This is a genomic window from Streptomyces sp. NPDC044704, from assembly GCF_056433525.1.
Genome location: NZ_JBWKGY010000020.1, coordinates 120,744 through 133,597, shown reverse-complemented (window position 1 = coordinate 133,597; position 12,854 = coordinate 120,744). Strand labels below are relative to the sequence as shown.

11 protein-coding genes are annotated in these 12,854 nt (G+C 74.0%); 8 read left to right on the top strand and 3 right to left on the bottom strand.

The window, feature by feature from the left end; all coding sequences use genetic code 11:
• Positions 1–487 precede the first annotated feature (487 nt).
• Both AC07B0_RS33530 and ptsP read left to right on the top strand, forming a co-directional pair.
• Positions 488–937 carry a PTS sugar transporter subunit IIA gene (locus tag AC07B0_RS33530; RefSeq protein WP_469382132.1) on the top strand — a complete coding sequence of 150 codons (450 nt, stop codon included), beginning with the start codon at positions 488–490 and terminating at the stop codon, positions 935–937.
• Positions 938–1,010: 73 nt separating this feature from the next.
• On the top strand, positions 1,011–2,681 hold the full coding sequence (ptsP, locus tag AC07B0_RS33525; protein WP_356876900.1) for a phosphoenolpyruvate--protein phosphotransferase: 1,671 nt from the start codon (positions 1,011–1,013) through the stop codon (positions 2,679–2,681).
• A 58-nt stretch (positions 2,682–2,739) separates the two neighbouring features.
• Here ptsP and AC07B0_RS33520 read toward each other — a convergent pair whose 3' ends face one another.
• Both AC07B0_RS33520 and AC07B0_RS33515 read right to left on the bottom strand, forming a co-directional pair.
• Positions 2,740–3,648: a hypothetical protein gene (locus tag AC07B0_RS33520; RefSeq protein WP_467298621.1), complete on the bottom strand. Its 909-nt coding sequence runs from the start codon at positions 3,646–3,648 to the stop codon at positions 2,740–2,742.
• A gap of 68 nt (positions 3,649–3,716) precedes the next feature.
• On the bottom strand, positions 3,717–5,693 hold the full coding sequence (locus tag AC07B0_RS33515) for an acetoacetate--CoA ligase (protein WP_478899731.1): 1,977 nt from the start codon (positions 5,691–5,693) through the stop codon (positions 3,717–3,719).
• A gap of 211 nt (positions 5,694–5,904) precedes the next feature.
• Here AC07B0_RS33515 and AC07B0_RS33510 point away from each other — a divergent pair, with 211 nt between their 5' ends.
• Together AC07B0_RS33510 and AC07B0_RS33505 are read left to right on the top strand one after the other, a co-directional pair.
• Positions 5,905–8,268 carry a glycoside hydrolase family 31 protein gene (locus tag AC07B0_RS33510; protein WP_478899730.1) on the top strand — a complete coding sequence of 788 codons (2,364 nt, stop codon included), beginning with the start codon at positions 5,905–5,907 and terminating at the stop codon, positions 8,266–8,268.
• Between the two features lie 165 nt (positions 8,269–8,433).
• Positions 8,434–8,799: a hypothetical protein gene (locus AC07B0_RS33505; protein WP_478899729.1), complete on the top strand. Its 366-nt coding sequence runs from the start codon at positions 8,434–8,436 to the stop codon at positions 8,797–8,799.
• Between the two features lie 678 nt (positions 8,800–9,477).
• Here the strand turns inward: AC07B0_RS33505 and AC07B0_RS33500 are convergent.
• On the bottom strand, positions 9,478–9,987 hold the full coding sequence (locus tag AC07B0_RS33500) for an NUDIX domain-containing protein (protein ID WP_469382129.1): 510 nt from the start codon (positions 9,985–9,987) through the stop codon (positions 9,478–9,480).
• A 29-nt stretch (positions 9,988–10,016) separates the two neighbouring features.
• On the opposite strand from AC07B0_RS33500, the gene AC07B0_RS33495 reads away from it, so the two are divergent.
• From AC07B0_RS33495 to AC07B0_RS33480, 4 genes are all read left to right on the top strand, one after another.
• Positions 10,017–10,733 (top strand): M15 family metallopeptidase, encoded by a 717-nt coding sequence (locus AC07B0_RS33495; RefSeq protein ID WP_356876888.1) that lies wholly within the window; start codon positions 10,017–10,019, stop codon positions 10,731–10,733.
• Between the two features lie 13 nt (positions 10,734–10,746).
• Complete coding sequence (locus AC07B0_RS33490; protein ID WP_478899728.1) at positions 10,747–11,085, top strand: Mpo1-like protein; 339 nt, start codon at positions 10,747–10,749, stop codon at positions 11,083–11,085.
• Positions 11,086–11,156: 71 nt separating this feature from the next.
• The gene (locus AC07B0_RS33485) at positions 11,157–11,612 is read left to right on the top strand and encodes a Zn-ribbon domain-containing OB-fold protein (RefSeq protein ID WP_469382126.1); all 456 of its coding nucleotides are present in this window, start codon (positions 11,157–11,159) and stop codon (positions 11,610–11,612) included.
• The gene (locus AC07B0_RS33480) at positions 11,609–12,799 is read left to right on the top strand and encodes a lipid-transfer protein (protein WP_356876882.1); all 1,191 of its coding nucleotides are present in this window, start codon (positions 11,609–11,611) and stop codon (positions 12,797–12,799) included. Before AC07B0_RS33485 ends, AC07B0_RS33480 begins: the two co-directional genes overlap by 4 nt.
• The last annotated feature ends 55 nt before the right edge of the window (positions 12,800–12,854 follow it).

The following is a 12,854-nucleotide window of genomic DNA, read 5'->3' as shown; positions in this document are numbered from 1 at the left end:
GGGCTTTCGTTCTGTGTTCTTGCGTTTCCGACTCTATCAGACTCTTTCGGGCCCGATTTCCTCGGCGCTTTCCAGGTCCTGCGCTTTCGCGCTTTCCCTTTCCGGCGGTTCCGACTCTATCAGTGCTTTTCCGTCCCTCCGACCAACTCTCCGTTTTGCCGAATGGGCACGCGGAAAGAAAGAAGTGGAGTCTGGATCGCTACTGCTGGAGGAGGAGTCCCGTCCATCGGTTGTTCGCGAGATGTTCACGCGGCACGTCCTGGCGGGAGTCACGACAGTACAGGGCCGTCCAGGCTCAGGCAAATCGTTTCACGCGTATGGTCTAGTCCACCGGTCTAGTCCACTAGTCTCCGTGCCAAAGGGCCGTCCGAGTCAGGACCAACATCGGGCGAACCTACACACTCCGTGACATATCCTTCTGAAGAGTATGCCGTTCGCGACACGTAGTGACGGCGACACGATGAAGCCCCACCCCTGGGAGGCCCCCATGACCAGCGTGACGTCCCCACTCGCCGGGACCGCCATCGGACTCGCGGCAGTGCCCGATCCGGTGTTCTCCGGCGCGATGGTGGGACCGGGCACGGCCATTGACCCCGTGCGCGAGCCCTCGGAGGCGGTGTCCCCCGTAGACGGTGTGGTCGTCTCCCTGCACCCGCACGCGTACGTGGTCGTCGACGGCGAAGGCCACGGAGTGCTGACGCACCTCGGGATCGACACCGTCCAGCTCAACGGCGAGGGCTTCGAGCTGCTCGTCAACAAGGGCGACACCGTGACGCGCGGCCAGGCCGTCATCCGCTGGAACCCCGCCGCGGTCGAGGCCGCCGGCAAGTCGCCGATCTGCCCCGTGGTGGCGCTCGAGGCGACCTCGGACTCCCTCTCCGACGTCGTCGAGTCCGGCTACGTGAAGGCTGACGACGCCCTCTTCAGCTGGCAGTAAGCGGCCGCCTGCGCGGGCGAGTCGGACATCCAACGCGGCGGCTGGGGCCGCCGCTCAATCGGAGACGGGTGAAATGGAGACAACGCTGCGAGGCGTCGGCGTGAGCCACGGTGTGGCGATCGGCGAGGTTCGCCACATGGGTACGGCGGTCCTCGAACCGCCGGCCAGGCAGATCACCGCGGACGAGGCGGAGCGCGAACAGGGGCGCGCCCGCAAGGCCGTGGAAGCCGTGTCGGCCGACCTGATCGCGCGCGGCCAGCTGGCCGGTGGTGAGGCGCAGCACGTGCTCGAGGCCCAGGCGATGATCGCCACGGACCCCGAGCTGATGGCTGACGTCGACCGGCGGATCGCCGTCGGGAGCACCGCCGAGCGCGGCATCTACGACGCGTTCGCCAGCTACCGCGACCTGCTCGCCGGGGCCGGCGAGTACATGGCGGGCCGGGTCGCCGACCTGGACGACGTGCGGAACCGGATCGTGGCGCGCCTGCTGGGCGTGCCGATGCCGGGTGTCCCGGACAGTGACGAGCCGTACGTGCTGATCGCCCGGGACCTGGCTCCCGCCGACACCGCGCTGCTCGACCCGGCGCTGGTCCTCGGCTTCGTGACCGAGGAGGGCGGTCCGACCAGCCACAGCGCGATCCTCGCGCGGGCGCTGGGCGTGCCGGCGATCGTGGCGCTGCCGGGTGCCGGTGAGATCGCCGAGGGTACGGTCATCGCCGTCGACGGCAGCACCGGTGACCTGTTCGTCGAGCCCACCGCGGAGAAGCGTGCCGAGCTGGAGGCCGCGGCCGCCGAGCGGAAGGCGGCGCTGGCCGCCTCCTCCGGTCCGGGTGCGACCTCCGACGGGCACAAGGTGCCGCTGCTCGCCAACGTCGGCGGTCCGGCGGACGTGCCGGCCGCCGTGGAGGCCGGGGCCGAGGGCGTGGGCCTGTTCCGCACCGAGTTCCTGTTCCTGGACGACAGCAAGAAGGCGCCGTCCGAGGAGAAGCAGATCGAGTCCTACCGCAAGGTGCTCGAGGCCTTCCCCGAGGGCCGGGTCGTCGTACGCGTCCTGGACGCCGGCGCCGACAAGCCGCTGGAGTTCCTGACGCCGGCCGACGAGCCGAACCCGGCGCTCGGCGTGCGCGGGCTGCGGTCGCTGCTGGACCACCCGGACGTGCTGCGCACGCAGCTCACCGCGCTGGCCAAGGCCGCCGAGGGGCTGCCGGTCTACCTCGAGGTCATGGCCCCGATGGTGGCCGACCGGACCGACGCCAAGGCCTTCGCGGACGCGTGCCGCGAGGCCGGTCTGCGGGCGAAGTTCGGCGCGATGGTGGAGATCCCCTCCGCCGCGCTCCGGGCGCGTTCGATCCTGCAGGAGGTCGAGTTCCTGTCGCTGGGCACCAATGACCTCGCGCAGTACGCGTTCGCGGCCGACCGTCAGGTCGGTGCGGTCTCGCGGCTCCAGGACCCGTGGCAGCCCGCGCTGCTCGACCTGATCGCGATGTCGGCGGACGCCGCGAAGGCCGAGGGCAAGAGCTGTGGTGTCTGTGGCGAGGCCGCCTCCGACCCGCTGCTGGCCTGTGTGCTGACCGGTCTGGGTGTCACCTCCCTGTCGATGGGTGCCGCGTCCATCCCGTACGTGCGGGCGACGCTGGCCAAGTACACGCTCGCGCAGTGCGAGCGTGCGGCGGCGGCGGCGCGTGCCGCCGACAGTGCCGAGGAGGCCCGTGTGGCCGCCCAGGCGGTGCTGTCCGGGGAGTAGCCGGACGGCGGGAGTCGGATCGAGGGGCCTTCGCCGGTGGCGAGGGCCCCTCGGTCGTTCAGTGGTGGGGTCCGGGGACGTCGACCTCGTATCCCGGGCAGTGTTCGACGCCCGGTTCCGGGGCGACGGGTTCACCGGTGTCGGCGTCCGTGCAGTAGGCGTCGAAGACGGCCGCAGCGGTGAGGGCGACGAGGCGGCCGCGGTCCAGGCGCCAGCCGTGGACCCGGTCGCGGTGTCCTTCGGTGGTGCTGCGGAGCACCAGTCCCCCGGCGCCGCCGAGGGCGAGTCCGGCGGCGAGGACGGTCACGAAGTCGAGGCCTTCGCGGCCCTCGGTCCGCGGTGGGCCGGGCGGATCTCCCGCGGTCTCGGCGTGCAGGACCGCGACGAGCTGTTCCTCTTCGGTGGGAACGCTGCACACGAGGTGGTGGTGGCCGGGTCCGGCGCCGGCGAGGAGGCGTTCGAGCGTGCGGGCGGCCCGTTCGAAGGAGGCGCGTCCGATGTCCTCGCCGCAGTCGGCGCAGGTGCCGGCGCGGGTGAGCAGCATGGTCGCGCACTCCCAGGTGGCCTGCCGGACGGCTTCGTCCACGAGGAGCGGTACGAGTTCCTCGATGGGCTGGCCGGTGTAGGGCAGGAGCGGCCCGCCGGCGGCGAGTTCCGCGGTGAAGCGGGTACGGGTCAGTGCGGTGTCGGGGTCGAGGCCGTGTTCCTCGCAGTAGTCGGCGTACTCCTCGGGGTCGAAGAGGGCGACGGTGGTGTGGATGCCCTGGGCGGCGAGGGAGCGCAGCAGGGCGTCGACGTGCCGGAGGTAGTCGGTGTAGTCGTCGTGGTGGTCGAATCCGAAGCTGCGGTAGTCGCGCATGGCCGCGAAGTCCCCGGCGTCGGCGATGAGGCCGACGGTGCTGGGGACCTCGCGGCGCAGGCTGCGGCGGCGGGAGGCGTCCGTACGGGTGTGGTGCGTGCCTGACATGGTTCCCCCTGAGTGACGTGACGGTTTGCTCACTCAGAGTAATCAGCGGCACTGACACCGGGCCGGGGTCAGCTTCGGGTGCGGGCCAGTTCCTCGTAGAAGGCGAGGAGCTCCGGGTGGTCGACGGAGCCGGGGTTGACGGCCTTGGCCAGGGGGGTGCCCTGGAGGAGGCGCTTCACGGGGACCTCGATGCGCTTGCCGGTGAGGGTGTGGGGGACGGCCGGGACCTCGATGACCTCGTCGGGGACGTGGCGCGGGGAGAGCTGCTCGCGGATGGTGGCGGTGATCTTCTTGCGCAGGGCCTCGTCGAGGACGGCGCCGGGGGCGAGGTGGACGAAGAGCGGCATCCAGTAGCCGCCGTTCGGCTCCTCCAGACCGATGACCAGCGATTCCTTGATCTCGGGGAGGCGTTCGACGGCCTCGTAGATGTCGGCGGAGCCCATCCGGACGCCCTGGCGGTTCAGGGTGGAGTCGGAGCGGCCGTGGATGACGACGGAGCCGTGGTCGGTGAGGGTGATCCAGTCCCCGTGGCGCCAGACGCCGGGGAACATGTCGAAGTAGCTGTCGCGGTAGCGGCTGCCGTCGGGGTCGTTCCAGAAGTGGATCGGCATCGACGGCATGGGGGCCGCGACGACGAGCTCGCCGACCTCGCCGGTGACGGACTTGCCGGAGGGGTCCCAGGACTGGAGGTCGGTGCCCAGGCAGGCGGCCTGGAGTTCGCCGATGTGGACGGGGAGGGTGGGGACGGCGCCGGCGAAGCAGCTGCACACGTCGGTGCCGCCGCTGACGGAGGCGATCCACAGGTCCTCGGCGACCTCGTCGTGGAGCCAGCGGAAGCCGTCGGGCGGGAGCGGGGATCCGGTGGTGGCGACGCACTTGACGGCGGAGAGGTCGAAGTCCCTGGAGGGGTGGACCTCGGCCTTGCGGCAGGCCATGACGTAGGCGGCGGAGGTGCCGTAGAGGGTGGCGCGGGTGCGTTCGGCGATGCGCCACTGGGCGCCGGTGTCGGGGTGGCCGGGGCTGCCGTCGTACAGGACGACGGTGGTGCCGGTGAGCAGGCCGGAGACGAGGAAGTTCCACATCATCCAGCCGGTGGAGGTGTACCAGAAGAACCGGTCCTCGGGGCCGAGGTCGCAGTGCAGGCCGAGCTGCTTGAGGTGTTCGAGGAGGATGCCGCCCTGGGACTGGACGATCGCCTTGGGGGCGCCGGTGGTGCCGGAGGAGTACAGGACCCACAGCGGGTGGTCGAAGGGGACGGCCTCGAAGACGGGTTCCGCGTCGCCGGAGGTGAGGTCCGCCCAGGAGAGGGTGCCTTCGGGGGCGGGCGTGCCGAGGAGGGGGATGTGGACGACGGCGCGCAGGGAGGGCAGTTCGGCGCGCAGCTCGGTGACGGTCTCGCGGCGGTCGTGCTGCTTTCCGCCGTAGCGGTAGCCGTCGATGGTGAAGAGGACGACGGGTTCGACCTGCTGGAAGCGGTCGAGGACGCTGCGGGCGCCGAAGTCGGGGGCGCAGGAGGTCCAGACTCCGCCGACCGCGGCGGTGGCGAGGAGGGCGACGACCGCTTCGGGGATGTTGGGGAGGTAGCCGCTGACGCGGTCGCCGGGGCGGACGCCGAGGCCGCGGAGTTCGGCGGCGAGGGAGCCGACCTGGCGGCGGAGCTCGGCCCAGGTGAGGGGGGTGGGTTCGTGGGTCTCGTCCACGGAGAGCAGGGCGGGGTCCGCGGCGCGGGCGGGGTCCTCCGCGGCGCGCAGGGCGTGCTCGGCGTAGTTGAGGGTGGAGCCGGTGAACCAGCGGGCGCCGGGCATGGAGCGGTCGGCGAGGACCGATTCGTAGGGGGTGGTGAAGCGTACGTCGAACCATTCGGCGACGGCCTGCCAGAAGACGTCGAGCTCGTCGACGGACCAGCGGTGCAGGGCGGGGTAGCCGCCGTCGGCGGGGGCGCCGAAGCGCTCGGCCGCCCAGGCCTGGAAGGCGGTGATCCGGGCCGCTGCGATCCGGTCGGGGCCCGGGGACCAGAGGGGTTCCGGCTGGGTGGCTGAGGTCATGGGTCGGCTCCCGGTCAAGTCTGTGGCTCGCGCTTCGTGTGCGTACGGTGCCACCGCGGCGTGGGTGTACGCGCGACGGCTCACAGGGACGATGCCATGTGATCGACATACGCACCAGAGCTGTCCGGTGCGGTCGGGGTCGGTCCTTGTGCGGGTGAACGGCAGCTGAACGCGGCCCGCTCGGCCGGGGGCCGGTGGCAGGGTGATCCGCATGGACGGTCGTGAGCTGGTGCGTGCGGTGATAGAGATCGGTTCGGCGCGCGGGCGGCGCGCCTGGCGCTCGGCCTGGCGCCACCGGCGGGCGGACGCGGCGGCGCTGCCGCGGCGGGGCGCGGAGCGGGCGCGGGTGCCGGGTCTGCTGGAGGGGACGCGGGCCCTGCCGGGCGGGGGTGTGCTGCGGTTCGCGCGGTCCGAGCTGCTGGTACGGGTCACCGTGGGCGGGGCGGTGTTCTGGGGCTGGGACGGGGCGGAGCCGGGGCCGTCGTACGCGCTGGCGGGCGGTGGGCCGGAGCCGGATCCGCGGGCGGTGCTGGAGCCGGACACCGGGGGCGGCTGGCGGGTGGTGTCGGAGCGGGTGACGGTGGCGGTGTCGCGGCACGGGGCGGTGGAGGTGCGGACTCCGGGCGGGACGGTGCTGCGGCGGGAGCTGCCGCCGCGCTGGTGGGATCCGGTGGCGCCGGATGCCGGTGGGGCGCGGGGGGTGGAAGGGGCGCGGTGGCTGCAGCGGTCGGAGGTGCCGGCGGACGCGCGGTTCTTCGGGCTGGGCGGGCGGGCGTCGGGGCCCCGGTTGCGGGACGGGACGTACCGGCTGTGGAACACGGATCCGCGGGGCGGGTTCGGGCCGGGCGACGATCCGCTGTACATCACGATGCCCGTCCAGGTGGTGGTCGCGGACGCGGGGACGCACCTGGCGTTCTACGACAACTCCTGGGACGGGCGGGTGGTGTTGCGGGAGGGCGAGGAGGGGGCCGGTTCCGGGGTGGACCGGGCCGGGACGAGCGAGGTGCGGCTGGAGGGCGGGCCGGCCCGGTGCTGGGTGCTGACGGGGACGCCGGCGCGGGTGCTGCAGGGCTGGTCGGGGCTGACGGGCGCGGCGGCGGTGCCGCCGGAGTGGGCGCTGGGGTACCAGCACGCGCGGTGGGGGTTCGGGAGCGCGGCCGAGGTGCGGCGGGTGGTGGCGGGGTACCGGGAGCGCGGGCTGGCGCTCTCGGCGGTGCACCTGGACATCGACCACTACGACGCCCACCGGGTGTTCACGGTGGACCGGGAGGGGTTCCCCGATCTGCCGGGGCTGGCGCGGGAGCTGCTGGGGCGGGGGGTGCGGCTCGTGTCGATCGTCGACCCGGCGGTGAAGGCGGGGGACGCGGTGCACGCGTCGGGCCGGGCGGTGGGGGCGCGGGGCGCGTTCGTCCGGGACGCGCGGGGGCGGGAGGTGCGGGGTGAGGTGTGGCCGGGCGAGTGCGCGTACCCGGACTTCACGGATCCGGCGGCGCGGGAGTGGTGGGGCGGACTGTACGAGGAGCGGCTGGCGCAGGGCTTCGCCGGTTTCTGGCACGACATGAACGAGCCGGTGTCGTTCGCTCCGTGGGGGGACGCGTCGTTGCCGCGGTCGGCCCGGCACGTGATGGACGGGGCGGGCGGGGACCACCGGTCGGGGCACAACGTGTACGCGCTCGGGATGGCGAGGGCCGGGTGGGAGGGTCTGGTGCGGCTGCGGCCCGACGAGCGGCCGTTCCTGTTCTCCCGGTCGGGGTGGGCGGGGATGCAGCGGTACGGGGGGACGTGGTCGGGGGACGTGGAGAGCGGCTGGGAGGGGCTGCGGGCCTCGCTGGCGCTGGTGCTGGGGCTCGGGCTGTGCGGGGTGCCGTACTCGGGTCCGGACGTGGGGGGCTTCGGGGGTTCGCCGTCGCCGGAGCTGTACCTGCGGTGGTTCCAGCTGGGGGCGTACCTGCCGTTGTTCCGTACGCACTCGGCGATCTGGGCGGGGCGGCGGGAGCCCTGGGAGTTCGGGCCGGAGGTGGCGGAGGCTGCGGCGGAGGTGCTGGCCGAGCGGGAGCGGCTGCGGCCGTACTTCGTGACGCTGGCGCACCTGGCGCGGCGGACGGGGGCCCCGTACGTGCGGCCGCTGTGGTGGGGGAACCCGGAGGACCGGGTGCTGCGGGACTGCGAGGACGCGTTCCTGCTCGGGGACGCGCTGCTGGTGGCGCCGGTGCTGGAGTGCGGGGCCGACCGGCGGGCGGTGCGGCTGCCGCGGGGGCGCTGGTACGACACGGTGACGGGGGCGGCGTACGAGGGGCCGGGGCAGGTGCTGCTCGACGCGCCGCCGGGCCGGGTGCCGGTGCTGGCGCGGGCGGGGTCGGTGCTGGCGGTACGGGGTGCGGACGGGGCGGTGGGGCTGGAGGCGTGGGCTCCGGCGCGGGGGCGCACGGGCGGCGGGGTGGTGATCCGGGATCCGGGGCCGGGGTTCGGGGCGGGCGAGGTGGAGCGGTACGCGGTGCGGTGGGCCGGGGAGGCGGTGGTGGTGGAGGACGAGTCGGGTGAGCCGGTGGCGGGTGTGACGGTGCGGGGGCTGTGACGTCAGGTGGGGCCGGGCCCTGTGGCGGCGGTGTAGGGCGGCTGTAGCGGGGCGGCCGAGCGTGGTTCGGAGCGGGGGCGGGCGGGGGACGGGACAGGGGCGGGAAGGGGGCCGGGGATGGTCTGGGCGAGCCCGGTACGGCCGGTGGCGCGGAGGTGGCGGCGGGTGGGGCGGGCGCGGTGGTTCGACGCCGCTCCGGGCGCCGAGGTGGTCGGGCTCTGGCAGGCGTTGACGGTGTGGGCGGCCCTGCTGGTGGTCCGGCACCCTGCGGGCGGGTCCTTGCCGGACCCGGTGCTGGGTGCGGCGCCGGCGGCGGCGCTGGCGTGCTGGTGGCTGGGGTACCCGGAGCCGGGGTTCGGTGCGGTGTGGGCCGGGACCGCGGCCCTGGTGGTGGTGCCGCTGCTGGTGGGGGCGTACCTGCGGGCGCGGCCGGTTCCGGTGGGGACGCTGTGGTCCCGGGGCGCGGCGGCGGCGGGCACCGCGGTCGGGGTGGTGGCGATGGCGGGGGCACTGGCGGAGCTCTGGCAGTAGGGCGAGACGTGCCGGCCGGGCCGTATCCGGCCGGTCTTCCGGGGCCCTGGACCAGCGGCGCCGGTCGTCGCCGTGGCGCAGGCCCCCCGCCCGGCTTGGCGGGCCGACGGGGTCCGGCGGGCGAGCGGCGTCCGGCGGGACGGCGGAGTCCGGCAGGACGGCAAGGTCCAGCGGGCCCGACGGCTACGCGGCGACCGTGCGGGCCGGGCAGGGCCCGGGCAGGCAGCCGGCCGGGCGGGCGGCGGTGGCCCGGTCGGGCCGAGCCGTCTCCTGCGAATCCCGTCGGTGAATCCCGCGCCGTCCGGGGCCGTGCCGCACGAGGCGGAGGAGCGCCGGTGTACCGGAAGTACTTCGCCGTCGCGGCGGGGCGGGATCAGTAAGGGGCCGCCAGAGGAGCGTCGTCGAGCCGTGCCAGCCCCCGGGAGGGCGCGGCCCTAGGACCCGGTGCGTGTGGCCGACGACAACGCGGCGAGCACGCGTGCCGGACCCCGCCCGGCAGACAGGAATTCGCCGGCGACCTGGTGCCGTGGCCGGAAGGTTTACCGGGTCGCCGCGTCCGGGGCGGTGCGTCTCCAGGCGGAGGGCCGCGGCTCGTACGGGACGTATCGCCCCTGTCCGACAACGCGGAGAGGTGCCGTGCCGGTCGTCGCGAACCGGCGGGCCTTGCCGGTCACGGCACTAGGTGTACTGGCCGGCGAACCAGGTGGCGGCGGCTTGTGTGTGGAGGGGGAAGGCCAGTTCGGTGGGGGTGTGCAGGACGTGCCAGCCGGTCGTCTCGTCGGTGGCGGTGGACGGCGGGAGGGCGGCGACGGGGCGCGGCGGGAGGAGTCCGAAGACGAGCAGGTGGCCGCCCGCGGAGCTGAGGACGTCGGCGAGGGCCACCTCGGAGGGCCGGGCCTCGATGCCGGTCTCCTCGCGGAGTTCGCGGGCGACGGCCTCGCGCCAGTCCTCGCCGAAGTCCATGAACCCGCCGGGCAGGGCGACGCCGCCGAGGGCCGGTTCGATGGTGCGGGTGATGACGACGAGGCCGGTGCCGGAGGCGTCCTCGACGGGAAGGAGGGCCACGGCGACCGGGAGCGGGTTGCGGTAGGAGGTCGTTCCGCAGCCGGTGCACGTCCGGGGCCAGGCCGACGTGTCGAACGGGGCTCCGCAGGTGGAGCAGTGCGAGTCCCTCAGGTGTGCCTGCATGCGGCGATGGTATGCCAAGGGGCATGAGGATGCGGGTGGTTGCGGCGGTGCTGGCATTGCAGGTGGTGCAAGCGGTTCCCGGTGTGGTGCCGGGGACGGCGGGGGCGCACGGGGCGGAGCGGCTTCCGGGGTTCGTGGCGCTGCGGGACGTGGATCCGAGCATCGTGGAGGACATCCGGTACGCGGGGCCGCGGAACTTCACCGGGGCGGTGGTGGACGGGTACGAGGAGCCCGTCTGTCTGCTGGCGCGGCCGGCGGCCGAGGCGCTGCGGCGGGCGCAGCGGGAGCTGTTGAGGTCCGGGCGCGCGCTGAAGGTGTACGACTGCTACCGGCCCCAGCGGGCGGTGGACCGGTTCGTGCGCTGGGCCGGGGATCCGGCGGACCAGTCGACGAAGGCCGAGTACTACCCGGAGGTCGACAAGGCCCGGCTGATCCCGGAGGGGTACATCGCCGCGAAGTCGGGGCACAGCCGCGGGAGTACGGTCGACGTGACGGTGGTGGCGCTGCCGGGGAGGCGGGAGCTGGACATGGGGACCGCCTTCGACTTCTTCGGGTCCCTGTCGCACACGGACGATCCGCGGGTGGCCGGGGAGGCGCGGGAGAACCGGCGGCTGCTGAAGCGGGTGCTGGGGGCGCAGGGGTTCGTGAACCTGCCCGAGGAGTGGTGGCACTTCACCTTGCGGCCGGAGGCCTTCCCGGACACGTTCTTCGACGTCCCGGTGTCTGTCGCGGCGGGGCGGCCGTGAGTAGCGTTCCGGCATGACCTTCGGTTCGTACGAGGAATTCTGGCCCTACTACGTCGCCATGCACGCGCGGGCCGCCACCCGCTGGGTGCACCTGGGCGGGACGCTGACGGGACTGGCGCTGACGGTGTGCGGCGCGGCCCGGGGGCGGAGGCGCTACCTGGCGGCGCTGCCGCTGATCGGCTACGGCACGGCGTGGCCGGCGCACTTCCTGATCGAGGGGAACAACCCGGCCTCCTTCGGGCATCCGGCCTGGTCGCTGCGCGGGGACGCGCGGATGATCCGCATGATGCTGGCGGGGCGGGACGCGGAGCTGGACGCGATCGCGCGGAAGTGGCTCGCCGAGAACCGGTGACCGCGGGGCCCTGCCGTGACAGACTCCTGACGATCCGTCAGATATTGGAGAGCTCTGATCCGGGAGGGGCCTTGGAACGCACGCGCACACCCGTCGTGAGCGGATGGTTCACCGACAGCGGCCGGGAGGGCGGCTTCCGCCTGCTCGGCACCCGGTGTTCCGCCTGTACCGCGGTGTTCTTCCCGCGCGAGGACGCCTACTGCCGCAACCCGCACTGTCCCGGCGGCGGCGAGCTCGCCGAGGTGCCGCTGTCCCCGCGCGGCCGCGTCTGGTCCTACACCGACGGCCGGTACCGGCCGCCCGCGCCCTACGTGTCCGACCCCGACGCGCCCTGGGAGCCGTACACGCTGGTGGCGGTGGAGCTGGAGGCCGAGCGGATGGTCGTGCTCGGGCAGGCGGCGCCCGGGGTGACGCCGGCCGACCTCGCGGTCGGGATGGAGGTCGAGGTGGAGTGCGGCGTCCTGTACGAGGATGCGGACGGCGTCCGGACGACCTGGCGGTTCCGGCCGGTCGGGGGCGCGCGGTGAGCGCGGACGTGGCCGTGCTCGGAGCCGGCATGCACCCGTGGGGCAAGTGGGGCCGCGGCTTCGTCGAGTACGGGCGGGCCGCCGCCCTGGCGGCGCTCGCCGACGCGGGCCTGGAGTGGACGGACGTCCAGTCGGTCGTCGGCGCCGACACGGTGCGCTCCGGATATCCGGGCTACGTGGCCGGGGCGACGTTCGCGCAGGCCCTCGGCTGGCAGGGCGCCCGGGTGACCAGCGTGTACGCGGCCTGCGCGTCCGGGGCCCAGGCGATCGGGGCGGCCCGGGCGCAGATCCTCGCCGGGCTGGCCGACGTGGTGCTGGTGGTGGGGGCCGATGCCGCGCCCAAGGGGTTCTTCGCCCCGGCCGGGGGCGAGCGGCCCGATGATCCGGACTGGCTGCGGTTCCGGCTGCTGGGGGCCACGAACCCGGCGTACTTCGCGTTGTACGCGCGGCGCCGGATGGCCCTGTACGGGGACACCGGCAAGGACTTCGCGCTGGTCAAGGTGAAGAACGCGGCGGCCGGGGCGCTCAACCCGAACGCCCGCTACCGCAAGGAGGTGACGCCCGAGGAGGTGGCGGCCTCGGCGGTGGTGGCCGATCCGCTGCGGCTGCTGGACATCTGCGCGACCTCGGACGGGGGCGCGGCGCTGGTGCTGAGCAGCATGGAGTTCGCCCGGGCGCACGGGGCCGGCGACCCGGTGCGGATCCGGGCGGTGTCCACGGTGACGCCCACGTATCCGCGCACGGTGCTGGACCTGCCGGACATCGCCACCGATTCGGCGGTGGCCGCGGCGCCGTCGGGCGGTTCCTTCCGGGCGTCGATCGCGCGGGCCGCCTACGAGGAGGCGGGGATCGGGCCGGGGGACCTGTCGCTCGCCGAGGTGTACGACCTGTCCACCGCACTGGAGTTGCAGTGGTACGAGGACATCGGACTGTGCGGTGAGGGCGAGGGGGCCGCACTCGTACGGGACGGGGTGACGGCCCTCGGCGGGCGGCTGCCGGTGAACCCGAGCGGCGGGCTGGCCTCCTTCGGGGAGGCGGTGCCGGCGCAGGCGATCGCCCAGGTGTGCGAGCTGACGTGGCAGCTGCGCGGGACGGCCGGGGCACGGCAGGTGCCGGGCGCCCGGGCCGGAATCACCGCGAACCAGGGGCTGTTCGGCCACGGGTCGGCCGTCGTGGCCGTGCGGTGAGACCCTGCCGGGGGCCGTGAACTGGGGGTGTTGTCCGAACGCTTGACGGCCCCGG